Genomic DNA, 21817 nt, shown 5'->3' on the forward strand with positions numbered 1-21817 from the left:
GCTCCTAGTGGCTGGCCGCAGTGGCGCCCATTTCGTTGACTTGCTGGAAGCGGCTGAAGCGCTCCAGGGCGAATGGCGCGATCAGTTCCGGCACCTGGCCGCCGCTGGCGACCAGCTCGGCCATGGTCTTGCCGCAGATGGGCGTGGCCTTGAAGCCCCAGGTGCCCCAGCCGGCATCCAGGTAATAGTTCTTCACCGGCGAGAGGCCCATGATCGGGCTGTAGTCCGGGGTCATGTCGGTCATGCCGGCCCACTGGCGCATCAACTTGGCGTTGGCCATGAACGGGAACATCTCGATGGCGTGGGCCAGCAGGCTTTCCTTGAGGTCCAGGGTGGAGCGGGTGTTGTACAGCGGGTAGGGGTCGGAGCCGCCGCCGAAGACGATTTCGCCACGGCTGGTCTGTTGCACGTAGCAATGCAGGGCGGAGGAACTGACCAGCGGATCGAGGAACGGCTTGAACGGCTGGGTGACCATGGCCTGCAGGGGGTAGGTGTGGATCGGCGCGCGGATGCCGGCCTTGGTCATCAGCAGCGAGCTGGCGCCAGCAACCGCCTGCACCACGCAGCCGCACTGCACCGTGCCACGGTTGGTTTTCACCGCTTCGATGCGGCCGTTGCGAATCAGCAGGTCCTGCACCTCGGTGAGCTGGTGAATCTCCACCCCGCGCTTGGCCGCCTGCTTGGCGTAGCCCCAGGCCACGGCGTCGTGGCGGGCGGTGGCGCCGTCGATGTGCCACAGGCCTGCCAGCACCGGCAGGTGGCCGGGGTCGAGGTTCAGGCTCGGTACCAGTTCGCGGATCTGCTGGCGGTCGATCATTTCAGTGCGGCCACCGAAGTGCTTGTTGACCTCGGCCCGCTGGCGGAAGGCGCGCACGGTGGCGTCGGTGTGCGCCAGGGTGAGCTGGCCGCGCTCGGAGTACATGATGTTGAAGTCGAATTCGTTCGACAGGTTCTGGAACATCCGCACCGATTCCGCGTAGAAGCGCACGCCCTCGGAAGTGAGGTAGTTGGAGCGGATCACGGCGGTGTTGCGCGCGGTATTGCCGCCGCCCAGGTAGGCTTTTTCCAGCACGGCGACGTTGGTGACGCCATGGTACTTGGCCAGGTAGTAGGCGATGGCCAGGCCATGGCCGCCGCCACCGATGATCACCACGTCGTAGCGTGGCTTGAGTTCGCAGGGTGGCGGCAGGTCGACCTCCACCGGGTAATCGGCGCTCAGGCCGTATTTCAGCAGGGCGAAGGGCATGGGGTGCGCTCCTGTTGGGCGGCCTGTTGTTGCAGGTCGAGGGCGAGCAGGGTGTTTTTCATCAGGTAGGCGATGGTCATCGGCCCGACACCGCCGGGAACCGGGGTGATGGCGGCGGCCTGGGGCAGGGCGGCGTCGAAGTCGACATCGCCCACCAGGCGGCTGCGGCCGTCCTCGTCGATGCGGTTGATGCCCACGTCGATGACGACTGCACCGGGCTTGAGCCAGTCAGCGCCGATCAGTCGCGGCTTGCCGACCGCGGCGACCAGGATGTCGGCCTCGCGGCACAGCGCTGGCAAGTCGCGGCTGCGCGAGTGCACCACGGTCACCGTGCAGTCGGCCTGCAACAGCAGGGCGGCCATGGGCTTGCCGACGATGTTCGAGCGGCCGACCACCACCGCGTGCTTGCCGCGCAATTCGCCGCAGGCATCGCGCAACAGGCGCATGCAGCCGCTGGGCGTGCACGGGGTGAGCACATCGCGGCCCTGGGCCAGGCCACCGACGTTTTCACTGTGGAAACCGTCCACGTCCTTGAGCGGGCTGATGGCCTGCAACACTCGGTGTTCGTCGATATGCCCGGGCAGCGGCAACTGCACGAGGATGCCGTTGACCGCGGTGTCGCGGTTGAGCCGGTCGATCAGGGTCAGCAGTTCGCGCTGGCTGGTGTCGCCGGGCAGGCGGTGCTCCAGCGAACGTATGCCCACTTCCTCGGCCCGCAGCACCTTGTTGCGCACATACACCTGGCTGGCCGCATCCATGCCCACCAGCACCACCGCCAGGGCCGGTTGCACGCCGCCCTGACGCAGGGTGTCGACCTGCTCGCGCACCTCGGCCAGCACCCGCGCCGCCGTGGCCTTGCCGTCGATCAGCTTGACACTGGGGATGGCGTTCATTTGAAGATCACCGTGCGGTCGTGGTTGAGGAACACCCGGTGTTCGAGGTGGTACTTCACCGCGCGGGACAGGGCGATGGTTTCGGTGTCACGGCCGATGGCGACCAGGTCGTCGGGGGCGTAGGCGTGGTCGACACGCTGGACTTCCTGCTCGATGATCGGGCCTTCGTCCAGGTCGCTGGTCACGTAGTGGGCGGTGGCGCCGATCAGCTTGACCCCACGTTGATAGGCCTGGTGATAGGGCTTGGCGCCCTTGAACCCCGGCAGGAACGAGTGGTGGATGTTGATGGCCCGGCCAGAGAGCTGGCGGCACAGGTCGTCGGAGAGAATCTGCATGTAGCGCGCCAGTACCACCAGTTCGGTGCCGGTGTCCTCGACGATGCGCATCAGCGCCGCTTCCTGCTCGGCCTTGGTTTCCTTGGTCACCGGCAGGTAGACGAAGCGGATGCCCTGGCGTTCGGCCATGGGGCGCAGGTCCAGGTGGTTGGAGACCACGGCGGTGATCTGCATGTCCAGCTCACCCTTGGCGTGGCGGTACAGCAGGTCGCTGAGGCAATGGTCGAACTTGCTCACCATCAGCAGCACGCGCATCGGCCGGGCGCTGCTGTGCAGGCTCCAGTCCATGTCGAAGCGCTGGGCCACGTCGGCAAAGCCCGCCTCCAGTTGCGGCGTGTCGCCACTGACACCGGTGTTGTAGCGGAACACGGCGCGCATGAAGAAGCGGCCATTGTCTTCGTCGTCGAACTGCGCCATCTCGCTGATGTAGCAACCGTGCTCGGCCAGGTAGGTGGTCACCGCCGCGACGATGCCGGACACGGCCGGGCAGCTGACGCGCAGGATGAAATGGTCGGGAGCGGGGTGCATGTCGAGGTCCTCGTGGTGGAGTGGGGCAGGTCGGGCACAAGGGCGAAATGGCTTCGCGGGTGGCGAAGAGGGTGTTTCTTGGTAGGAATATAAATTTCCTTTTGGCGATTTATAGGCGAAGAGGTGGGTGGCGGTCTAGGGGTTTGTGAAATTTTTTATCCTGAGGGGAAACTCAGGGGGTCTATATCGGCTCCTGGCCTCATCGCCGGCAAGCCGGCTCCCACAGGTATTGCGGTGATTTCGGGGTCGACTCGGTCCATGTGGGAGCCGGCTTGCCGGCGATAGGGCCGGTACAGCCCCACAAAAAAACTGGCTATGCTTGCCCCATGACCGACACCCCTCCATTACGCCAACCGTGCCCCCCCGGCGCCTGCGTGTGTGGCCGCGAACACCTGGCCGACTACCCCCAGGCCGCCCAGCGCATCCTCCTGCTTACCCGCCAGGAAGAAAAACGCCTGCTCGACCGCCTGGAAAACCTCAAGGACCTGGAAGACTTGCAGCGCCTGCAGCAGCGCATGTACGAAAACCTCGGCATCCGCGTGCACATCGCCCCTGGGTTCAACGAGGTGCGCACCATGCGCGGCATTGTCATTGAGCTGGATGAGCAGGTGGGGTTGTGTCGCAAGACCCGGCAGTCGATTCCGGCCGCGATTCGGCGTGGGCTGGAGCGCAATCCGCAGGTGGCGTTCAGGTTGCTGGATGCACATGACTTGTTGAGGGATGCGTGAAGGGGATTGGGTGGGGCGGGGTGCATGTCTTGAGTGTTTTGGCGCGTTTGAGATCGCGCGCCGCCCGCGCGGCGCATCGCGAGCAAGGCTCGCTCCTACGTTTGTTTACGGCCAATAACGCCTGTGACAGGCGCGCGCGACCGCCTTGTTTGTACGCCTCAATATTGCGCCATGCGCCAAGGCGTTCGCGCACATATCCCACAGCCATAACTGGCCCGAAACAAACGTAGGAGCGAGCCTTGCTCGCGATGCGCCGCGCGGGCGGCGCTCGATATCCGCCCCAACACCAAACTCCATCCATACTAATTTTTCCGAAGTTTCCTACGTCTACCTGAGAGCCTCCCTACGCCAAGCGCGTATCGGCATCTATCACTCAAGGAGACAGGCAATGACTTCCGTTTTCGACCGCGACGATATTCAGTTCCAGGTAGTGGTCAACCACGAAGAGCAATACTCCATCTGGCCCGACTACAAGGCCATCCCTAATGGCTGGCGCGCCGTGGGCAAGAGCGGCCTGAAAAAGGACTGCCTGGCGTACATCGACGAGGTCTGGACCGACATGCGCCCACTGAGCCTGCGCCAGAAGATGGCTGAAGCCGCCGCGCAGTGAGCGCGATGAACCTGCTGTGCCTGCCGTATTCCGGCGCCAGTGCCATGGTCTACAGCCGCTGGCGGCGCAAGCTGCCAGCCTGGCTGCAGGTGCGGCCGGTGGAGCTACCCGGGCGTGGCGCACGCCTGGGTGAGCCCCTGCAGACCGACATGCAGGCCCTGGCCCGGCAGTTGGCGGCTGAACAGCGTATGGCGGCCAATGCGCCCTATGCGTTGCTGGGGCATAGCCTGGGCGCGCTGTTGGCGTTCGAGCTGGCCCACGAGCTGCAAGCGCTGGGCTGCCCGGCCCCGCGCGCGTTGTTCGCCTGTGGCACTGCGGCACCGACCCGGCGTGAGGACTACGACGGCAAGAACTGGCGCGAGCCCAAGACCGACGCCGAGTTGATCAACGAGCTGCGCGAGCTGAACGGCACCCCGGAAGAGGTGCTGGCCAACGCCGAGCTGATGAGCCTGACCTTGCCCATTCTGCGCCATGACTTCCTGCTCTGTGGCCGTTATGCCTATCGCCAGCGGCTGGCGCTGCAGTGTCCGCTGCACGTGCTCGGTGGCGAGGCTGATCGTGCCAGCGAAGAGCAACTGCTGGCGTGGCGCAAGGAAACCTCGGGTGAGTTTTCGCTGGAGCTGTTCCCTGGTGGCCATTTCTTCATCCATGAGCATGAAGACCGCGTGCTCGCAGCGGTGGCCGCGTCCCTTGAGCCGTACAGGCTTTCTGCCTGATTGACGTTGTCGCTTGCCTGGGGGAGGCTAGGGCTTTTCCCAGGCAAGAGGCCGACAATGCTGATCAACCCCCGCCAGGCCACGCTGCTGGTCGTCGATATCCAGGAAAAACTCATTGGCGCCATGAGCGACCCCGAAGGCACCCGTGCGCGGGCGCGCTGGTTGCTAGCGGCGACTGCCGAGCTGGAATTGCCGATCGTGATCTCCGAGCAGTACCCCAAGGGCCTGGGGCATACCCTGGCGGAACTCACCGCCGCCGCACCGGCCGCCCAGGTGGTGGAGAAGACCCACTTTTCCTGTGTGGCCGCCGAGTGCCTGCCCGAACATCTGCTGGCCCGTGATCAAGTGATCGTGTGTGGCATGGAAACCCACGTCTGCGTGCTGCAGACCGTGCTGGGCCTGCTGGCACTGGGCAAGCAGGTGTTCGTGGTCGAGGACGCCTGCGACAGCCGCACCCCGGCCAGCAAGGCCGCAGGCCTGGCGCGCATGCGCGATGCGGGGGCGCAGGTGGTGACTCGTGAGATGGTCCTGTTCGAATTGATGGTCAGTGCCAGCCACCCGTTGTTCCGCCATATCAGCAAAACCTATCTGGTCGGTGAGCAGCCCTGAACCGGGGGTTAGTGGCGACAGGGCTGGTGGCGCTGGCTCTGTTGCAAGGTTGCGCCGGGCGCCGCGAAGAAGCGCCAGAGACCGACCCGGCGAAGGTCAGGGCACAGCTGATGCGGCTGTTGCCTGCGCAAGCCAAGGACCGCCAGGGCTGGGCCAAGGATATTCAGGTGGCCTTCGAGGCCCAGGATATTGCCCCAAGCAAAAGCAACCTGTGCGCCGTGCTGGCGGTCACCGAGCAGGAGTCGACCTTCAATGCCGACCCGCAGGTGCCGAACCTTGGACGCATCGCCCGTGAGGAAATCGACCGGCGCGCGGCGCGCCTGCACATCCCCAAACTGTTGGTCGACGGCGCCCTGAATACCAACTCGGGCAATGGCAAGACCTATCAGCAAAGGTTGCTCGCGGTGCGCAGCGAGAAACAGCTGAGCACGCTGTACGACGACTTCATTGCCGGCCTCCCGTTGGGCAAGACCTTGCTGGGCGGGCTGAACCCGGTGCACACCGGTGGGCCGATGCAAGTGAGCATCGACTTTGCCGAGCAACACGCCAAGGGCTATCCCTACAGCTACGAAGGCACGATCCGGCAGGAGGTGTTTACCCGCCGAGGCGGTTTGTACTTCGGTATTGCCCACTTGCTGGGCTACCCCGCTCATTACGAGCGGCCGTTGTACCGCTTCGCCGATTTCAACGCGGGGTGGTACGCCAGCCGCAATGCCGCCTTCCAGGCTGCGTTGAGCCGGGCGACCGGGGTGAAGCTGGCGCTGGATGGCGACTTGGTCGCGCCAGGGGCGATCATGCCCGGTACCACCGAGCAGGCGGCGCGCAAACTGGGGGTGAAGCTTGGGCTGCGCAACCCGCAGATTCGCAGCCAGCTGGGGCAGGGTGACAGCCTGGCCTTCGAGGACAGCCAGCTTTACAGCGGCGTCTTCGCCCTGGCCGACGCGTCGGCCGGCAAGCCGGTGCCGCGTGCGGTATTGCCGGGGATCGAGCTGAAAAGCCCGAAGATTACCCGCAAGTTGACCACGGCGTGGTTCGCGGGAAGGGTGGATGAGCGGTATCAGCGGTGCATGAAGCGATAGGGCCGGTACAGGCAACCTCAACCTTCGCCCAGTGCGCCAACCACCTGATCGACACTGGCCTTCAACCCGGCCAGCGCATCTTCCGGGTCGCTCTCGACCACCACCAGCTTGGCCCCGGATGCCTTGATCACCTCGGCCACCGCCGGCTCCGGCTGGCGGTGGTGCAGCACCAAGGCCACATCCTGCGCCTTCAGGTTCTCACCCAGCGCCTTGAGCGCCGCCTCATCCCACTTGTCCTCGGCCGGTAGCGCCTGCTGCGCGACATCCAGGTTCAGCCCGCTGACCAGATAGCCCAAACGGTCCGACAGGCTCACCACGGTCAGGTTGTCGACCTCGGCCAGACGCGTCTGGCTGCTGGCGGTCAGCTCCAGCAACTGGCGCTTGAGGCCGGCCAGGTTACCCTGGATCTTCGCCTTGTCGGCGGGCGACAAACGCTCCAGGTCGTTGGCTACCACATCGGCCATGCGCCCCAGGTTGGTCGGGTTGAGCCAGGGGTAGGCGGCGTAGGCTTCGTCACCGGTCACGGCAATGCCCGGCAGTGCGCCGTCCACCGGTCGTGCCGCATCGATTTCGACAATGCGGATATTGCTGCGTCGTGCCATCGGGTAAAGCGGGTCGTCGCGCCAGATCGAGCGTACGCCGATCACCGCGTCCGCCTGCTGCGCGGCCTTCTGCAGGCTGGCACCACCACGGCCGCTGAAATACGACGGCTGGCGGCTGGCCGGCAGGTTGGCCGGGGCGGCGCGCTTGAGCTGCACCGAGGTGCCGTCGAGCAGGGCCACGGCCAGGCTGTGGGTCACGGGCAAGGTGGTGAGCACCTGGGTGGCAAAACTCAGCGAGGGCAGGCCAGCCAGGGCAAGGGCCAGCGACAGGTGCTTGAAGTTCAGGTTCATGCCGGGTTTCCTTGCAGGCGTGGGACGAGGGTGCGGGCCAGGGCGGCGAGGGCGAAGCACAGGCCGGCGACCAGAATGATCGCGGCGCCCGATGGCACCGGCAGGTCGAGGACGATCGGCAACAGGATGCCGAGCAGGGTGCTCAGCGTGGCGATCAGCACCGAGAGGAAGAAAAAGCCCTTGAGCGACTGGCTGACCAGGCGCGCGGCGGCGGCGGGAATCACCAGTAGCGCACCCACCAGAATCGCCCCGATCACTTTCACCGAGGCCACGGTGACCAAGGTCACCAGCACCACGAACAGGTAGTCCAGCGTCTTCACCGCCACCCCGCGCACCGCGGCCAGCTGTGGGTTGAAACTGGCCAGCATGATGCGGTTGTAGAGCGGCAGGGCCAGGCTCAACACCAGCACTGCGACAATGCCCAGCACCACCAGGTCGTGGGCGCTGACGGTCAGCACCGAGCCGAATAGCACGTTCTCGAGAATGTGCACGTTGATCTTGCCGGCCAGCATCAGCAGCAGACTCGCACCCAGGGCCAGGGACACCGAAAGGAATACGCCGATCAACGTGTCTGGCGAAAGCCCGGTGCGGTTGCGCAGGTAATTCAACAGAATGCCGAACAGCAGGCAGTAGCCGAACAGGCTGCCGTACGGGCCGGTATAGGGTTCGCCGAGCAGGATGCCGATGGCCACGCCTGTCAGCGCGGCATGGCCAACCGCCTCGGAGAAAAAGGCAAAGCGCTTGACCACGACCAGCGTGCCCAGGCCGCCCAGTACCGGCCCGATCATCAGGCCGGCCAGCAAGGCATTGATCACGAACCCGTAGGCCAAGGCCTCGGGCAGATAGCCGGCGCTGGCCCATTCCTGGACCAGTTGGCGGAATGCTTCATAACTCATCAGGCGAGGCTCTCGCTGCGCGGGTGAACGGAGAACAGGCTGAGCAGGCGCTCCGGGGTCAGGGCCTGGGCGGGTGGGGCATCGAACAGCACCTGGCGGCTCAGGCCGGTGACCCGGTCGGCCAGGCGCAGCACGGCCTGCAGGTCGTGCTCGATCCACAGCACGGTGGTACCTGCCTGGCGCCACCCCTGCAGCAACTGTTCGAACACCTGGATGCCCGCTTCGTCGAGGGCCGACATCGGCTCGTCCAGCACCAGCAGTTGCGGCTCGGGGATCAAACCCTGGGCCAGCAGCACTCGCTGGCGTTCGCCACCGGACAACGCACCCATGCGCCGCTTGCGCTTGTCGAGCATGCCGACCCGCGCCAGCGCGGCATCGATGGCCGGCTGGATGCGCCGCGACAGGCCCAGGAACGCGGGGCGTCGCTGGCACATGGCAGCCATGAAGTCGTCCACGGTCATGGGCAGGCCCCGGTCGAACTCAAGCGCCTGGGGTACATAGCCAATCACCTTGCCTGCGCCGGACCAGTGCAGGGTCAGTTGGCCCTGGTGCGGCATCTGCCCGAGCAGGGTCTTGATCAACGAGCTCTTGCCGCCGCCGTTGGGGCCGACGATGGCGTGCACGCTGCCGGCGGCGACGCTGAAGGCAACCTGTTCAAGGATGCGCGTACGGCCCAGGGTCAGGTCGATGCCGGCGAACTCGATGCGTGGCCCGCTGGGAGCGGTGAGTGTGGCGGCGGCGGTCATGCGCGGTTCTCCTGGATCGCCCGCACCACCGTGTCGAGGTTGCGCTTCATTTCCACTTCGTACTTTTCCTTGGTGTACTCGCCGTAGGAAATGTGCGTCAGCGGGTACAGGCGTACGCCCGATTCACGCTGGATGGTCTCGACGTAGGCGGACGGGAAGTCCATCTCAGAGAAAATTACCTTCACGTCCAGCGCCTTCAACTGGTCGATGGTTTTCTTCAGTTGCGCAGGGCTTGGCTCGATGCCGTGGGCCGGCTCGACCACGGCGGTCACTTCCAGGCCGAAGTCGCGCACCAGGTAGTCGTAGGCCGCGTGGATGGTGGCGACGCGGAACGTCGCGGAAGGCGCTTCGGTGACCTTCGCCAAAGCCTCGGCACGCAGGGCGCGCAGGCGCTTGGCATAGGCGCGGGCGTTCTGGGTGTAGAGCTTGGCGTTTTCCGGGTCGAGCTTGCCCAGTTCACGGGCGATGTTGTTGACCTGGGCGATGGTGGTGCTGATGGACAGGAAGGTGTGCGGGTTGACCACCTTGCCCGCGCCGCGGGCGGCGATGCCGGTGGCGGCCAGCAGCGGTACGTTCTGGTTGGCTTCGATGGTCGCGATGTCAGGCTTTTCGCTGGCGGCGATCATGCGGTCGGCGAAATCGTCATGACCCACGCCGTTGAGTACCACCACGTCCAGCGTGCCGATACGCTTGATGTCCTCGGCCCGGGGCTCGTAGGCGTGTGGGTTGAAGCCTGCCGGAATCAGCGGCACCACTTCGGCCTTGTCGCCCACGATGTTGCTGACATAGCTGTAGTAGGGGTGCAGGGTGATGCCGATGCGCAGCGGCTTGCCGTTGTCGGCCAGGGCCAGGGCTGGCAGGGCGCAGGCCAGGAGCAGCGCGAGGACTGAGCGGAGCATGGGGAGATTCCTTGGGTTCAGTGACGGTGTTCGCGGGTGACCCCGGCGTCGTAGTGGCTGACCACCTGCTGCCAGCCGGCGGCGATCAATGCCGCCTGGCCCAGGTCTTCCGGGGCCAGGGTGGAACTGTCGCGGCGCAGCCAGACATCGGCCTGGCCGCCAGCGTCGGCGGGCACGATCAACAGGAAGCTGCCGGCGATTTCCGGGGCCTGGCTGCGCCCCAGATAGGCACCGGCCTGCAGCCATTGCCACTGGTGGCTGCCACGGCTCTGGCTGCCGGCATCGACAACGAAGGGCGGCAGGCCTTCTTCGGCCAGGGCGTCCACGCTGGGGGTGGCGGCGCTTTCCTCGCGCAGCAGCTGGATCTCGTCGAAGGCCACCCGCAGGTCGGTGTAGATGCCCTGCTCGGCGGCGGTGAGGTCGCGTCGGGCGTCGATCTGGTGGCTGGCGATGGTCTGTTCGTCCTCACGCTCACCGCGCATCAGCACCACCGTGGCGGCCAGCACCACGATCAGCAGGCTGGCCAGCAGCACGTAGAGGGTTTCGTGCCCGGCACCGGCCGGGCGTACTACCTGGGCGTGACTCATGGATGGCTGGCTCATGGCTGGGCGATGTCGGCGTAGTCGATTTCCACCACGTGACCGGGGCCGGCATCGAACAGCACATAGAACTCGCCATCTGGGCGCTTGAAGGTCAGGGTCGAGTCCTGGCCGAGCTTGCCGCCGACCAGCACTTGTTCGTCGTAGCCGATCACGTCCAGGGTCACGCCAGGCGCGCCACTGCCGTCGGAAAAGCCGCCGGTGCATTTGATCTGGCCGCTGGCGACCTCTTCGCATTCGCACATCGGGTTGTGCGCCAAGGCCGGGCCGGCGGCCAGGGCCAATAGCGGCAGGGCGAGCCTGCGGATCAGGTGTTTCATGGTTTGCCTCCTTGTTTCTCGAGCCAGGCGACGGTGGCGGGGGATGCTTTGGCCAGCGCAACGGAGCCTTGGTGCATGCTGCCGTCCCAGCCCTCGATGGTGATCCAGATCTGCGCATCGGGCCGGGTGCGCGGTGGCACCGGCAGGTTGGTGGCCATGCGGTACGGTGCGCCGAAGAAGATGGTGCCGGCGGCGCGCAGACTACGCGGCTTGCCTATACGCAGGTAAACGGCCTTGACGTCTTCGATGCACGCCTTGCACAAGGCGGCGTTGAAGGCCTTGAAGTGGCCGGCAGGTCCGTCGGCGCGGGGCGCCTCGTCGCGCATCTCAGCCAGGTCCAGGGTGTAGGGGCCGATCTGGATGTTGCTGACCGGGTTGGCGCCAAGGCCCGCGTCGCCACGGAACATCTTGGCGTCGGCAAAGTACTTGGGCATGAAACCCAGCGGAATGAGGATCAGCAGGATATTCAGGTGAAAGCGCCACTTGAGCCACCACTGCTTCAGTGGGCTTGCGGGTAGGGTTTGGGCCTGGCTCATGGGTTCACCTCGGCGGTGGTGTCGGTGTTGCCGGTGCGTGTCCGGGGTGTGCGCTCGCCGCGCTTGAGGGCAGCCGCGGTGGCCTGGGCGGTGCGTTTGGTCCAGATCAGCAGGCCACTGAACACCATCAGGGTGAGAATCAGGCCGAAGAAGAACCAGATCAGTTTGATCGGCAGGCCGCCGAAATCACCGGTGTGCAAGGGGCGCATGGACTCGGTGACGAACTCCAGCGCCGAGCGGTCAGCCAACAGGAACTGGCTGTCGACGTTGTGGGTGTACGGGTTGATGGCGGCGGTCTGGAACATCAGCGGATACCAGCCACGGCCGCCCAGGTTTATATGGCTGTAGTTGGTGGCAGGTAGTGAGATGAAGTTGATATCCAGGCCCGGGATGGCCAGCCCGGCGATGCGTGCGGCTTCGTCCAGGTCGATGCGTGGTGCGGGGCTGCCATCGCTGGTTTGCGGCACATCCTCACGGGAAATCACTGGTACCACCGGTTCGGTGGAGACGGTGATGTGGTTGTCGCCGAGAATCGCCTGGATCAGGAACCAGGTGCCGGTGATGGAGATGACCGCGATGAACCAGATCGACCACACACCAGCCAGGCGGTGCAGGTCACCCCAGAAAATCCGTGAGCCATGGCCGGTGCGGATGGGTTTGAAAAAGCCTTTCCAGAACTTCTTGTACACCACCAGGCCGGTGACCAGCGACGCCAGCATCGGCAGGCCGAGCAGCGATACCAGGTACCAGCCCCAGCTGTAGCCGTTGGTGAACGGCACCAGCCACCAGCCATGCAGGGCGCGGGTGAACGCTTCGAAGTTGAAGTCCGGGCTCTTGCCCTGGATCGCCCCGGTGTAAGGGTTGACGTACAGGGTCGGGCTGGTGCCGTCAGGGAAGACCACCGAGGCATTGAGTGCAAAGTGCTCACCGTCTGGCTGGCGCAGGGTGCGCACCACCATGTCCGGTTCGGCCTTGTGCAGGGCGTCGAGCACCTGCTGGTAGCTCAGGCGTTCGGCCACGTCGTCGGGCTGGCTGGCGCGCACATCGGGGTTGGCCAGCCAGACGATCTCCTGGCTGACCACGGCGAGCATGCCGGTGAAGCAGACGATCAGCACGAAGAACCAGATCGGCAGGGCGAGCCAGCTGTGCACCAGGAACCACAACCTGGACTTGGATTTTTTCGGTGATTTGGCCATCGGTCGGTCTTCTGAAAATGAGGGTCGAGCACGTGCCCAACCAAAGGGGCTGCATTAATAAGGACGAATGAGAATCGAAATCCTGCCGATTTAAATGCAAGCAAATGTTTCAGAAAGCACAAGCCGGCATGCGCACAAAGGCGACATGCCGGCTGGGAAGGCCTTAGGGCGTGGGTCAGGCGCTGGCGGCGGCCGCGTGGAGCTTGCCGTGCTGGCGGGCCAGGTCGTGATACAGCGACTGGCCAATTTCCGCCGCGCGGGCCGGCAGCACCGACAGCAGCGTGTCGCTCAGGCCATGGCTGTTCTCGCAGAAGCCTTGCAGATAAACCGATGCCTGCATGTCCGGGGTGGCCAGCACTCGGTAGTTGCGGTCGACATTGAAGTCTTCCAGGTAACCGGCCAGCGGTGCCAGCAGGTCGCGGTGCGAGCGGCGCTCGTAACCGGTGGCGAGGATGATCGCATCGTAGCGGTGGGTCTGCTGCTGGCCGGTGGCCAGGTCGCGCAGGGTCAGTTCGATGCCCTCGCGGGTGGCCACCACAGCTTCCACCTGGCGGCGGCACAGCACGTTGTGGCGGAACTGGTGGGACACCTTCTGGCGGTAGAGGATGCCGTAGATGCGCTCGATCAGGTCGAGGTCGACCACCGAGTAGTTGGTGTTGTGGTACTCGCCCAACAGTTTGCTGCGCTGGTCGGCCGGCTCGTTGTAGACCAGGTCGGTGTAGTCCGGCGAGAAGATCTCGTTGACGAACGGGCTGTCATCGGCCGGTTTCAGGGCCGAACCACGCAGCACCATGTCGACCTTGACCGACGGGTAGCTGTCGTTCAGGTCGATGAATGCCTCGGCAGCGCTCTGGCCCGAGCCGATTACCGCAATGCGCATCGGCTTGCCTTCGGTGCAGGGCAGTTTGTTCAGGCTGCTCAGGTACTGAGAGTGGTGGAAGACCCGTGGATCGTCTTTGAATGCACCGAATTTTTCCGGGATTTTCGGCGTGCCGCCGCTGCCGACCACCACCGAGCGCGTCCGGCGGCTGTATTCGCGGCCTTGGCCATCGCGGGACACCAGGCGCAGGTGCTCGACCCGGCCTGCATTCACTTCAGGCTCGATGCGCAGCACTTCCTCGCCATACACCGCCTGGGTGGCGAAATGCTCGGCGGCCCAGCGCAGGTAGTCGTTGTACTCCAGGCGGCAGGGGTAGAAGGTGCCGAGGTTGATGAAGTCGGCCAGGCGCTGCTTCTGGTGCAGGTAGTTGACGAAGCTGTAAGGGCTGGTCGGGTTGCGCAGGGACACCAGGTCCTTGAGGAAGGAAATCTGCAACTCGCTCTGGGTGGCCAGGGTTTCACCGTGCCAGCGGTAGTCTTTCTGCTTGTCGATGAACAGTGCATCCAGGGCATGGCCCTGAGTCTGGGCAAGCTCTTCCAGGGCGATGGCCAAGGCCAGGTTGGAAGGGCCGAAGCCCACGCCGATCAAATCTTTGATTGTTTCCGGGTTTGAAGACTGGCTCATGGCTGCGATTCCATAATGGTCGAATGTGGACGCCCGCCGGGGCTCCGGCTCCTGCGCAAGTACATTGGTTGGAACGAGCCACGTGTGGGGGAATTTACTGATGGGGGTGTGGGCCGTTGCCGAGCCGGTCTAAAGTTCTGCGCCAGGCAGCCGATAGGTAGGCCAACGCAAGGACCCACTTCGAAGGCAGAGGAATGTCATGGTCGGAATAAGCGCCGTCACTATCAACACTGTTTCGGCTCAGGCTCAGGCTCAGGCTCAGGCCGCTGCCCAGAGCAACGAAACGCAAACAACCGAAGAAAGCGCGACCACCCGGGTTGACACATCGAAGATTACCGGTGGTGGTCAGGCACAAGGCGCGCAAGGGGCGCAGGGCAGTGAGGACAGCAGTGAGTCGGCTGAAATCAAGCAACTGCGCCAGATGATCAAAGACCTGCAGAAGCAGTTGGCCGAACAGCAGAAGCAATTGGCCGCGATCATGGCCAAGGATATGGACGAGAGCGACAAGCTCGCGGCGGCCAGTGCCAAACAGGCCAGCATTGCCACGCTCAATGGCGAGATCTTGCGCGCCACCGCGCAGTTGCTCGAAGCCCTGCAGGAAACCGGTGGCAGCAGCGCGGGCAGTATCGTCAGCACCCAGGCCTGAGGGCGCATAGCTGGCTTTGAGCCAGTCCCTGTGGGAGCGGGTAAGTCGGATCGCCGCACCGCCACTCCCACAGTGTTCCTGCCAACAACAAAAGGGCTGACGACTCGTTGTCAGCCCTGTCGGTCCTCAGTCAGCCGCCACGCGAGCCCCTTTCTGGCGATCGGACTTGTACTGCATCGCCACCGCCGGTGCCGGCTTGGCCGCGCCGGTTTCCAGCCATTGGCGCATGCGGCTGGCATCGGCGAAGTGGGTGTACTTGCCGAAGGCGTCGAGAATCACCATGGCCACCGGGCGGTTGTCCATGCGGGTCAGCAGCACCAGGCAATGCCCGGCCTCATTGGTGAAGCCGGTCTTGGTCAGCTTGATGTCCCAGTTGCTCTTGTTCACCAGATGGTCGGTATTGCGGAAGCCCAGGGTGTAGTTGGGCTTGCGGAAGGCCACGGTCTTTTCGCGGGTGGTCGACAACTCGCTCAGCATCGGGTACTTGCGCGAAGCCATCAGCAGCTTGGCCAGGTCGCGGGCGGTGGACACGTTCTGCGTCGACAGGCCGGTCGGCTCGACATAGCGGGTGTGCGCCATGCCCAGGCTGCGGGCCTTGGCGTTCATGGCCTTGATGAAAGCCGGGTAGCCCCCGGGGTAGTAGTTGGCCAACGTGGTCGCGGCACGGTTCTCCGACGACATCAGGGTGATCAGCAGGGTTTCGCGGCGGTTGAGCTGGCTGCCCAGGCGCACGCGCGAATAGACGCCTTTCATTTCCGGGTTGTTGGCGATGGTCATGGTGAGCATTTCATCCATGGGCAGCTTGGCATCCAGCACCACCATCGCCGTCATCAGTTTGGTCACCGAGGCAATGGGCACCACGCGGTCGGCGTGGCTCGAATACAGTTCCTGGTTGGTGTTCAGGTCGATCAGCAGGGCGCTGCCAGAGGCCAGGTGCAGCTTGGAGGGGTCGCGTTGAACCTGGGCCGGGGGTTGTGCAGCAGCGGTCGACGGAAGAGTCGCGGTTCCTGTGAGCAACAGCAGCAGGCTGAGGATGGACAGGGATGTTTTCACGTTGAGGCTCACTAAAAGTTGGTATGTCGTTGGCTGTGCAAGGGTTTTCCCCCAAAAAACCGCTGCATTGTGGAGTATGGTCGAACCACTGTCGATTGCTCGTTTGGTCGACCTGTCGAAATGAAAAAACCTTCATGCTGGATCGGTTCTCCCGGCTCCGTCCGTCGGGTCATAGGGCAAAAAAAGGCCCGCAATTTGCGGGCCATAAGGTCGTAGGGAGCAACGCACAACAAATGCGGTCAGGCGAGCAGCGTGGCTGCTTGCAGTTGGTCGGCCAGGGCCTGGGCCGAGGCGCGGGTCATCAGTGGGCCGCTGACGGCTTCACCGTTGCGCACCAGGTACCAGCAGGCGAGCAGACCTTGCTCACGCAAGGCATTAGGGACGGCACTGCCGACGACGGACATGATCTGGATAGTGGCCATGTGGACCTCCTGTAAAACATGGCCCTACCTTACGCAGCAGCCAGAGCAGTTTGAAATCAACTTCCTCGATAGTGGTCATTAGCTTTATCAACGATCACCAGCGAGGCGGGCCGTAATACACCGGCGGTGGGCCGTAATAGGTTCGGTACACCGGTGGTGGAGGGGCCGGCACGTAGCCGTAGCCATAGGGCTGGTAGTAGACGGGCGCGGGCGGTGGCTGTACGTAAACCGGCGGCGGGCCGTAGTAAACCGGCTGGCGTTCGACGTACACCGTGCGATCGCGCCCGCCGTAAACCGCCGCCCCGACCACGGCGCCTACCACGGCTGCGCCGAGTACAGGGCCTGCACCATACCAACCGCCGCCGCCATGACCACCATGGGCGGCTGCTTGTCCGCTGATGGCCAGGGCACCGACCAGCAGGGCGATTCCGGGGATGTGACGGTTCATAAGGTGTCCTCGCGAGGCACCCCGCGCTTGGGGTCTCATTACTATGATCCTGTTGACTGTCAGGTGAGCACAGGGAAACAGTAAATGTTGTGTAAGGGACGACCAGCGGTGGTCTCTGTTACGCTGAATAAACGATTCAGTTATGACGCAGGAGCCGGTTATGGCGACAACTCCCAGCAAAGACACACAACTGTGCATTTCCCTGGCCGGGCGACCGGGTACCTTTGGTGTACGGTTTCACAACCATCTGTACCAGCAACTGGGCCTGGACTTTTACTACAAGGCCATGACCACCGATGACCTGCCTGCAGCGGTCGCGGGCATTCGAGCGTTGGGCATTCGCGGGTGTGGGGTGTCGATGCCGTACAAAGAGGCCTGCATGGCCCTGGTCGATGAGATCGACCCCTCTGCTGCGGCCATCGAGTCGGTCAACACGCTGGTCAACACCAAGGGGCACCTGAAGGCCTACAACACCGATTACCTCGCGGTGCGGCAACTGCTGGAGCAGCATCAGGTCGACCCTGATACGGCCTTCGCCCTGCGGGGCAGTGGTGGCATGGCCAAGGCAGTGGCCAGTGCGCTGCGTGATGCAGGGTTCCGCCAGGGCACCATCGTTGCACGCAATGAGCAGGCAGGGCGGCAATTGGCCGATGCCTGTGGCTACCGCTGGCTGGCTGACCTGGGTGATCGATGCCCGCCTATGCTGGTGAATGTGACGCCAATCGGCATGGCGGGCGGGCCTGAGGCTGAGCAGTTGGCGTTCTCCGAAGAGGCCATCGCCGCCGCCGAGCGGGTGTTCGATGTGGTGGCAATGCCAGCGCGCACACCGCTGATTCGCCACGCCGAGGCCTTGGGCAAGCCGGTGATCACCGGGCTGGAAGTGATTGCCGTGCAGGCGCTGGAGCAGTTCGTGCTGTATACCGGGGTCAGGCCTGAGCCAGGCCAGGTCCAGGCTGCCATTGCGTTTGCCCGGGACGTCTAGGGTTCTTCATGGGGCGGTTGTGCTGTGCCTTTCTGGGGTTTTGAGGTGATGCGTATATCGAGCGCCGCCCGCGCGGCGCATCGCGAGCAAGGCTCGCTCCTACGTTTGTTTCGGGCCAGTTATGCCTGTGGGATATGCGCGCGAACGCCTTGGCGCATGGCGCAATATTGAAGCGTACAAACAAGGCGGTCGCGCGCGCCTGTCATAGGCGTTACTGGCCGTAAACAAACGTAGGAGCGAGCCTTGCTCGCGATGCGCCGCGCGGGCGGCGCTCGGTCTACTAAGCACCGAAAATCTCATGGCAAGCGCCTGGCGCCTCACTGAAAAGCGACCATGAACTGTAAGTCAAAGGTACAGCCTGTGATAATGCAAGCAATCACAAAGGCCATGTCATGCTGACCATCTCGCAAAACGTGCATCTGCCGGATGCCGACATCGAACTGAGCTACATTCGCGCACAGGGCGCAGGTGGGCAGAATGTCAACAAGGTGTCCAGCGCCGTGCACCTGCGCTTCGACATCCGCGCCTCGTCGCTGCCCGAGTTTTACAAGGAGCGCCTGCTGGCGCTGCGGGACAGCCGCATCACCGGCGACGGCGTGCTGATCATCAAGGCCCAGCAGTACCGCACACAGGAGCAGAACCGCGCTGACGCCCTGGCGCGGCTCACCGAGCTGATCATCGGCGCCGGCAAGACCGAGAAAAAACGTCGCCCCACCAAGCCGACCCTTGGCTCCAAGACCCGCCGCCTCGAAGGGAAAGCCAGGCGCAGCACCGTCAAGGCAGGGCGGGGCAAGGTGGAGTTCTAGGGTTGGTCACACACCCTGTCAGAACGCCTTCTGGCCATCATCGAGCTGCTGATCCACCAACGCTCGGCCATGCGCCAACGACACATGCTGGGCATTGTCCAGGTCAGAGAAGAACTTCATCGGCATCGAAATGCGTCGGCTGGTATGGCCTTCGGGGTCTGTGATCAGGCACCCGGCAGCATAGGGCAGGGGAGAGTCGGGGTGCGGCATCACACTGGCGGTAATGGTGTGGTCGCGGTATTCACAGTGAAGGGTTTGCATCGTCCTTACCTCGCTGTGGCATGTGAAGCAGTTACCTTCATATACCACAGCGAGGCGCCGGGAGTTCCCGGGCCGACGAGCGCGAACTGACGAGCGATCAGTCCTTGAGTTCGGTCGGCTGGATGACTTCTACCCAGTAGCCGTCCGGGTCCTTGACGAAGGCCAGGTGTTTCATGCGGCCGTCGCTCAGGCGTTTCTGGAACGGCACGTCCAGGGCTTCGAAGCGCTCGCAGGCGGCGCGCACGTCCGGCACCGAGATGCAGATGTGGCCGAACCCGCGTGGGTCGGTGTTGCCGTTGTGGTAGGCGAACGCCGGGTCGTTCTCGGTGCCGTGGTTGTGGGTCAGTTCCAGGACGCCTGGAATCGACTTCATCCATTGGTGACGTTCGGCGTCATCGGCAGGGGTGTGCGCCGGGTCGACCAGTGCCAGGAAGTACAGGCTGAATTCGGCTTCAGGGAAGTCACGCTTGTCCACCAGGCTGAAGCCCAGTACGCGGGTGTAGAAGTCCAGCGACTTCTGGATGTCCTTGACCCGCAGCATGGTGTGGTTGAAGACGAAGTTGGCGGTAGCGGCGTCCGGCTGCGCGGTGACGCCAGGCAGCGAGTGCAGATCGTGCAGGCTCATAGGTACTCCTGAGACGGGGCTGGCGCGTGAGCACCAGCAAAACAGACAGGGCGCCATGATACGGCAGTGAAGCGATTGCGCAAATGAAAGCGCCCTGCACAAGGCAGGGCGCTGGAATTAGAGGCCCGCATGTGCGGGCGCGTGATGGGGTCGCTAGTCCTTTAGCTGTCTCGATACTGGGGTAGCCAATGTGAAAAAAACGTGAAGTGCGCGTTGATGTTTCATCAGCGCACCCAACTTTCCACCGTGCTGGCACCGTACTGTTCCTTCCAGGCCTTCAACCCGCGATGATTGCCGCCTTTGGTCTCGATCAGCTCGCCGGTATGTGGGTTTTCGTAGACTTTCACCACGCGTGGTCGGCGCTGCTGTTTGGGGGCTGCGCTCGAAACCCGGATGGCGGCTTTGGGGTCAAGGATGGCGATGATATCGCGCAGACTCTTGTCATAGCTTTTCATCAGGCCGACTAGTTTCTGCTCGAATTCGATTTCGCGTTTTAGGCCGGCATCCTTTTTCAGCGCCTCCAGTTGTGCCATCTGTTCCTGGAGCGCTTTTTCGGCAGCACGAAACTCTGCAAGTCTGGACACTGTTTTCACTCCTGTACGTCTTTCGTGGCGGGGCGTGACGAACATGGAAGAAAGATAAACGCCGGCCACGCGGGTGGGTATCAGCTGTTCGCTGATATCGAGTGTAGCACCAGTGGCTATTGGGTAAACCGCAAACTTTTTATAAGTAAGCCGGGAACTTTCCAAGTTTTTCAAGCGGTGTTTTCGAACGGTTTTCGTGTTCCCCGAGCGCTTGTTTAGACCATGGTCCAATGGCCCGTGCCAGAGCGGTTGCGCGATCATTTCAGATGATGGCCTGTGAGTACTTGGCCGTCGCGCAGTGCCGCAGTGCTTGTTTGCCGCGGATTGTTTTCGCCTTATTTCTGGATGTTCCCTCGCATGTTTGCCCCTTTCCCTCTCGCCCCCGGGCGCCGTGTTGCCGGCCTGTTTCTGTTGTGTGCTGGCGTCAACGCCCAGGCCGCCGGTTTTCTTGAAGACAGCAGTGCCAAGGTCGAAGCACGTAATGTCTACTTCAACCGGGATTTCCGTGACGGCCACAGCAGTTCCAGCCAGGGCGCGTCGAAGCGTGAAGAGTGGGCGCAGGGCTTTATCCTGAATGTTCAGTCCGGTTATACCCAGGGGCCGGTGGGTTTTGGCGTGGATGCGCTGGGCATGGTCGGCTTCAAGCTCGACTCCAGCCCCGCCGACAGCAACAGCGGTTTGCTGCCATCGTCCGGCCATGACCCACGTCACTCTGCCGACCAGTACGCGAAAATGGGCTTGGCAGCCAAGGTCAAGGTATCCAACACCGTGCTCAAGTACGGCTCGATGATGCCGGATGTACCGCTGCTCAAATACAACGACGGCCGCCTGCTGCCGACCATGTTCCACGGAGCCATGCTGACTTCCGAAGAAGTGCGCGACCTCAAGTTCACCCTGGCCCGTCTGGATAAATACACCGCGCGTGATTCCACCGACCGGCAGGATATTCGCGTGCACTGCAAGAACAAGCGTTATGCCTGCGATATCGAGGCGGATCACTTCGACCTGGCCGGCCTCGATTACCGCTTCAATGACCGAGTCACCGCCCAGTATCAGGTGGCCAAGTTGGAAAACATCTATCGCCAGCATTTCCTCGGCGTGGTGGCCTCCCAACCGCTGCCGGTGGGCAGCCTGTCGGCCGACCTGCGCCTGATCAAGAGTGACGACATAGGCAACGCCCGCGCCGGTGAAATCGACCACCGTGCCTTCAGCGGCATGCTCGGCTACAGCCTTGGCGGGCACAAGATCAGCGCCGGCTGGCAGCGCATGTACGGTGAAAGTGCCATGCCGTACCTCGATGGCAGCAACCCGTACCTGGTCAACTACGCCCAGGTCAACGACTTCGCCGCCGCTCAGGAGCGTTCCTGGCAACTGCGTTATGACTATGACTTCAAGGCCCTTGGCGTGCCTGGGCTTACGTTCTTCACCCGCTACATCAATGGCGACAACATCAAGGTCCCGGGCAGTAACGCTGAAGGCAAGGAATGGGAACGCGACACCGAGCTCAAGTACCAGGTACAGAGCGGCACCTTCAAGGATGTCAGCGTGCGCCTGCGTAACTCTACCTACCGCAGCAACTACGAGAAGTGGGCGCGGGATATGGACGAGACGCGGGTCATCGTCAGCTACAACTTCTCGATCTGGTGATGTGAGACAG

Annotated in this window: 27 protein-coding genes; 9 read left to right on the forward strand and 18 right to left on the reverse strand. The window is 63.5% G+C overall.

Annotated features, from left to right (window positions below; genetic code table 11):
- Positions 1–4 precede the first annotated feature (4 nt).
- The 3 genes from PspTeo4_RS03435 to purU are packed head-to-tail and all read right to left on the reverse strand — an operon-like array spanning position 5 to position 3002.
- Positions 5–1246 (reverse strand): FAD-dependent oxidoreductase, encoded by a 1242-nt coding sequence (locus PspTeo4_RS03435; RefSeq protein ID WP_322362319.1) that lies wholly within the window; start codon positions 1244–1246, stop codon positions 5–7.
- On the reverse strand, positions 1228–2139 hold the full coding sequence (folD, locus tag PspTeo4_RS03440) for a bifunctional methylenetetrahydrofolate dehydrogenase/methenyltetrahydrofolate cyclohydrolase FolD (protein ID WP_322362320.1): 912 nt from the start codon (positions 2137–2139) through the stop codon (positions 1228–1230). Before folD ends, PspTeo4_RS03435 begins: the two co-directional genes overlap by 19 nt.
- Positions 2136–3002 (reverse strand): formyltetrahydrofolate deformylase, encoded by an 867-nt coding sequence (purU, locus tag PspTeo4_RS03445; protein ID WP_322362321.1) that lies wholly within the window; start codon positions 3000–3002, stop codon positions 2136–2138. The genes folD and purU overlap by 4 nt, the downstream gene beginning before the upstream one ends.
- Positions 3003–3328: 326 nt before the next feature.
- Here purU and PspTeo4_RS03450 point away from each other — a divergent pair, with 326 nt between their 5' ends.
- The 5 genes from PspTeo4_RS03450 (at position 3329) to PspTeo4_RS03470 (ending at position 6744) form a co-directional block, all read left to right on the forward strand.
- Entirely contained in the window at positions 3329–3730 is a 402-nt protein-coding gene (locus PspTeo4_RS03450; protein WP_322362322.1) for a hypothetical protein, read from the forward strand.
- Positions 3731–4118: 388 nt separating this feature from the next.
- Positions 4119–4340: an MbtH family protein gene (locus PspTeo4_RS03455; protein ID WP_003256222.1), complete on the forward strand. Its 222-nt coding sequence runs from the start codon at positions 4119–4121 to the stop codon at positions 4338–4340.
- Positions 4337–5056, forward strand: a complete 720-nt coding sequence (locus tag PspTeo4_RS03460; protein WP_322362323.1) for a thioesterase II family protein — start codon at positions 4337–4339, stop codon at positions 5054–5056. Before PspTeo4_RS03455 ends, PspTeo4_RS03460 begins: the two co-directional genes overlap by 4 nt.
- A gap of 57 nt (positions 5057–5113) precedes the next feature.
- Positions 5114–5665 carry a hydrolase gene (locus PspTeo4_RS03465; RefSeq protein ID WP_322362324.1) on the forward strand — a complete coding sequence of 184 codons (552 nt, stop codon included), beginning with the start codon at positions 5114–5116 and terminating at the stop codon, positions 5663–5665.
- Positions 5662–6744, forward strand: a complete 1083-nt coding sequence (locus tag PspTeo4_RS03470; RefSeq protein ID WP_416196940.1) for a DUF1615 domain-containing protein — start codon at positions 5662–5664, stop codon at positions 6742–6744. The genes PspTeo4_RS03465 and PspTeo4_RS03470 overlap by 4 nt, the downstream gene beginning before the upstream one ends.
- A gap of 17 nt (positions 6745–6761) precedes the next feature.
- On the opposite strand, the gene PspTeo4_RS03475 is transcribed toward PspTeo4_RS03470, so the two are convergent.
- The 9 genes from PspTeo4_RS03475 to PspTeo4_RS03515 all read right to left on the reverse strand — a co-directional run bounded on the left by PspTeo4_RS03475 (position 6762) and on the right by PspTeo4_RS03515 (position 14333).
- Complete coding sequence (locus PspTeo4_RS03475; RefSeq protein ID WP_322364792.1) at positions 6762–7631, reverse strand: metal ABC transporter substrate-binding protein; 870 nt, start codon at positions 7629–7631, stop codon at positions 6762–6764.
- 2 nt (positions 7632–7633) lie between these two features.
- Complete coding sequence (locus PspTeo4_RS03480; protein WP_322362325.1) at positions 7634–8533, reverse strand: metal ABC transporter permease; 900 nt, start codon at positions 8531–8533, stop codon at positions 7634–7636.
- A complete protein-coding gene (locus tag PspTeo4_RS03485; RefSeq protein WP_322362326.1) occupies positions 8533–9279 on the reverse strand; it encodes a metal ABC transporter ATP-binding protein in 747 nt (248 codons plus the stop codon). Before PspTeo4_RS03485 ends, PspTeo4_RS03480 begins: the two co-directional genes overlap by 1 nt.
- Complete coding sequence (locus PspTeo4_RS03490) at positions 9276–10178, reverse strand: metal ABC transporter substrate-binding protein (RefSeq protein WP_322362327.1); 903 nt, start codon at positions 10176–10178, stop codon at positions 9276–9278. The genes PspTeo4_RS03485 and PspTeo4_RS03490 overlap by 4 nt, the downstream gene beginning before the upstream one ends.
- A gap of 17 nt (positions 10179–10195) precedes the next feature.
- On the reverse strand, positions 10196–10765 hold the full coding sequence (locus PspTeo4_RS03495) for a DUF6162 family protein (protein WP_322362328.1): 570 nt from the start codon (positions 10763–10765) through the stop codon (positions 10196–10198).
- Positions 10766–10776: 11 nt separating this feature from the next.
- Positions 10777–11097, reverse strand: a complete 321-nt coding sequence (locus tag PspTeo4_RS03500; protein ID WP_322362329.1) for a hypothetical protein — start codon at positions 11095–11097, stop codon at positions 10777–10779.
- Positions 11094–11633: a thiamine pyrophosphate-binding protein gene (locus tag PspTeo4_RS03505; RefSeq protein ID WP_322362330.1), complete on the reverse strand. Its 540-nt coding sequence runs from the start codon at positions 11631–11633 to the stop codon at positions 11094–11096. Before PspTeo4_RS03505 ends, PspTeo4_RS03500 begins: the two co-directional genes overlap by 4 nt.
- A complete protein-coding gene (locus PspTeo4_RS03510) occupies positions 11630–12829 on the reverse strand; it encodes a PepSY domain-containing protein (protein WP_322362331.1) in 1200 nt (399 codons plus the stop codon). The genes PspTeo4_RS03505 and PspTeo4_RS03510 overlap by 4 nt, the downstream gene beginning before the upstream one ends.
- Positions 12830–13004: 175 nt before the next feature.
- Positions 13005–14333, reverse strand: a complete 1329-nt coding sequence (locus PspTeo4_RS03515) for a lysine N(6)-hydroxylase/L-ornithine N(5)-oxygenase family protein (RefSeq protein WP_322362332.1) — start codon at positions 14331–14333, stop codon at positions 13005–13007.
- A 199-nt stretch (positions 14334–14532) separates the two neighbouring features.
- Here PspTeo4_RS03515 and PspTeo4_RS03520 point away from each other — a divergent pair, with 199 nt between their 5' ends.
- Positions 14533–14979 (forward strand): hypothetical protein, encoded by a 447-nt coding sequence (locus PspTeo4_RS03520; RefSeq protein WP_322362333.1) that lies wholly within the window; start codon positions 14533–14535, stop codon positions 14977–14979.
- A 126-nt stretch (positions 14980–15105) separates the two neighbouring features.
- On the opposite strand, the gene pbpG is transcribed toward PspTeo4_RS03520, so the two are convergent.
- The 3 genes from pbpG to PspTeo4_RS03535 all read right to left on the reverse strand — a co-directional run bounded on the left by pbpG (position 15106) and on the right by PspTeo4_RS03535 (position 16902).
- Positions 15106–16032, reverse strand: a complete 927-nt coding sequence (gene pbpG / locus PspTeo4_RS03525) for a D-alanyl-D-alanine endopeptidase (RefSeq protein WP_322362334.1) — start codon at positions 16030–16032, stop codon at positions 15106–15108.
- A 239-nt stretch (positions 16033–16271) separates the two neighbouring features.
- Positions 16272–16454 carry a hypothetical protein gene (locus PspTeo4_RS03530; protein ID WP_322362335.1) on the reverse strand — a complete coding sequence of 61 codons (183 nt, stop codon included), beginning with the start codon at positions 16452–16454 and terminating at the stop codon, positions 16272–16274.
- A gap of 94 nt (positions 16455–16548) precedes the next feature.
- On the reverse strand, positions 16549–16902 hold the full coding sequence (locus tag PspTeo4_RS03535; protein WP_322362336.1) for a hypothetical protein: 354 nt from the start codon (positions 16900–16902) through the stop codon (positions 16549–16551).
- 160 nt (positions 16903–17062) lie between these two features.
- On the opposite strand from PspTeo4_RS03535, the gene PspTeo4_RS03540 reads away from it, so the two are divergent.
- Positions 17063–17884, forward strand: coding sequence for a shikimate 5-dehydrogenase (locus PspTeo4_RS03540; RefSeq protein WP_322362338.1), 822 nt, complete (start codon positions 17063–17065; stop codon positions 17882–17884).
- 392 nt (positions 17885–18276) lie between these two features.
- Positions 18277–18690, forward strand: a complete 414-nt coding sequence (gene arfB / locus PspTeo4_RS03545; protein ID WP_322362339.1) for an alternative ribosome rescue aminoacyl-tRNA hydrolase ArfB — start codon at positions 18277–18279, stop codon at positions 18688–18690.
- A gap of 18 nt (positions 18691–18708) precedes the next feature.
- Here the strand turns inward: arfB and PspTeo4_RS03550 are convergent, their stop codons facing one another.
- From PspTeo4_RS03550 to PspTeo4_RS03560, 3 genes are all read right to left on the reverse strand, one after another.
- Positions 18709–18951: a hypothetical protein gene (locus PspTeo4_RS03550; protein WP_322362340.1), complete on the reverse strand. Its 243-nt coding sequence runs from the start codon at positions 18949–18951 to the stop codon at positions 18709–18711.
- Between the two features lie 97 nt (positions 18952–19048).
- Positions 19049–19576 carry a lactoylglutathione lyase gene (gloA, locus tag PspTeo4_RS03555; protein ID WP_322362341.1) on the reverse strand — a complete coding sequence of 176 codons (528 nt, stop codon included), beginning with the start codon at positions 19574–19576 and terminating at the stop codon, positions 19049–19051.
- 224 nt (positions 19577–19800) lie between these two features.
- A complete protein-coding gene (locus PspTeo4_RS03560; protein ID WP_322364793.1) occupies positions 19801–20160 on the reverse strand; it encodes a histone-like nucleoid-structuring protein, MvaT/MvaU family in 360 nt (119 codons plus the stop codon).
- Positions 20161–20517: 357 nt separating this feature from the next.
- Here PspTeo4_RS03560 and PspTeo4_RS03565 point away from each other — a divergent pair, with 357 nt between their 5' ends.
- On the forward strand, positions 20518–21807 hold the full coding sequence (locus PspTeo4_RS03565; RefSeq protein WP_322362342.1) for an OprD family porin: 1290 nt from the start codon (positions 20518–20520) through the stop codon (positions 21805–21807).
- Positions 21808–21817: the final 10 nt, after the last annotated feature.

Source organism: Pseudomonas sp. Teo4 (genome assembly GCF_034387475.1).
Classification (GTDB): Bacteria; Pseudomonadota; Gammaproteobacteria; order Pseudomonadales; family Pseudomonadaceae; genus Aquipseudomonas.

What these genes read in the sequence shown, in the direction of transcription:
- PspTeo4_RS03435 (WP_322362319.1), bottom strand. Translation starts at nt 1,246, where the DNA reads ATGCCCTTCGCCCTGCTGAAATACGGCCTGAGCGCCGATTACCCGGTG.
- folD (WP_322362320.1), bottom strand. Translation starts at nt 2,139, where the DNA reads ATGAACGCCATCCCCAGTGTCAAGCTGATCGACGGCAAGGCCACGGCG.
- purU (WP_322362321.1), bottom strand. Translation starts at nt 3,002, where the DNA reads ATGCACCCCGCTCCCGACCATTTCATCCTGCGCGTCAGCTGCCCGGCC.
- PspTeo4_RS03450 (WP_322362322.1), top strand. Translation starts at nt 3,329, where the DNA reads ATGACCGACACCCCTCCATTACGCCAACCGTGCCCCCCCGGCGCCTGC.
- PspTeo4_RS03455 (WP_003256222.1), top strand. Translation starts at nt 4,119, where the DNA reads ATGACTTCCGTTTTCGACCGCGACGATATTCAGTTCCAGGTAGTGGTC.
- PspTeo4_RS03465 (WP_322362324.1), top strand. Translation starts at nt 5,114, where the DNA reads ATGCTGATCAACCCCCGCCAGGCCACGCTGCTGGTCGTCGATATCCAG.
- PspTeo4_RS03480 (WP_322362325.1), bottom strand. Translation starts at nt 8,533, where the DNA reads ATGAGTTATGAAGCATTCCGCCAACTGGTCCAGGAATGGGCCAGCGCC.
- PspTeo4_RS03485 (WP_322362326.1), bottom strand. Translation starts at nt 9,279, where the DNA reads ATGACCGCCGCCGCCACACTCACCGCTCCCAGCGGGCCACGCATCGAG.
- PspTeo4_RS03490 (WP_322362327.1), bottom strand. Translation starts at nt 10,178, where the DNA reads ATGCTCCGCTCAGTCCTCGCGCTGCTCCTGGCCTGCGCCCTGCCAGCC.
- PspTeo4_RS03495 (WP_322362328.1), bottom strand. Translation starts at nt 10,765, where the DNA reads ATGAGTCACGCCCAGGTAGTACGCCCGGCCGGTGCCGGGCACGAAACC.
- PspTeo4_RS03500 (WP_322362329.1), bottom strand. Translation starts at nt 11,097, where the DNA reads ATGAAACACCTGATCCGCAGGCTCGCCCTGCCGCTATTGGCCCTGGCC.
- PspTeo4_RS03505 (WP_322362330.1), bottom strand. Translation starts at nt 11,633, where the DNA reads ATGAGCCAGGCCCAAACCCTACCCGCAAGCCCACTGAAGCAGTGGTGG.
- PspTeo4_RS03510 (WP_322362331.1), bottom strand. Translation starts at nt 12,829, where the DNA reads ATGGCCAAATCACCGAAAAAATCCAAGTCCAGGTTGTGGTTCCTGGTG.
- PspTeo4_RS03515 (WP_322362332.1), bottom strand. Translation starts at nt 14,333, where the DNA reads ATGAGCCAGTCTTCAAACCCGGAAACAATCAAAGATTTGATCGGCGTG.
- PspTeo4_RS03520 (WP_322362333.1), top strand. Translation starts at nt 14,533, where the DNA reads ATGGTCGGAATAAGCGCCGTCACTATCAACACTGTTTCGGCTCAGGCT.
- PspTeo4_RS03530 (WP_322362335.1), bottom strand. Translation starts at nt 16,454, where the DNA reads ATGGCCACTATCCAGATCATGTCCGTCGTCGGCAGTGCCGTCCCTAAT.
- PspTeo4_RS03535 (WP_322362336.1), bottom strand. Translation starts at nt 16,902, where the DNA reads ATGAACCGTCACATCCCCGGAATCGCCCTGCTGGTCGGTGCCCTGGCC.
- PspTeo4_RS03540 (WP_322362338.1), top strand. Translation starts at nt 17,063, where the DNA reads ATGGCGACAACTCCCAGCAAAGACACACAACTGTGCATTTCCCTGGCC.
- arfB (WP_322362339.1), top strand. Translation starts at nt 18,277, where the DNA reads ATGCTGACCATCTCGCAAAACGTGCATCTGCCGGATGCCGACATCGAA.
- PspTeo4_RS03550 (WP_322362340.1), bottom strand. Translation starts at nt 18,951, where the DNA reads ATGCAAACCCTTCACTGTGAATACCGCGACCACACCATTACCGCCAGT.
- gloA (WP_322362341.1), bottom strand. Translation starts at nt 19,576, where the DNA reads ATGAGCCTGCACGATCTGCACTCGCTGCCTGGCGTCACCGCGCAGCCG.
- PspTeo4_RS03565 (WP_322362342.1), top strand. Translation starts at nt 20,518, where the DNA reads ATGTTTGCCCCTTTCCCTCTCGCCCCCGGGCGCCGTGTTGCCGGCCTG.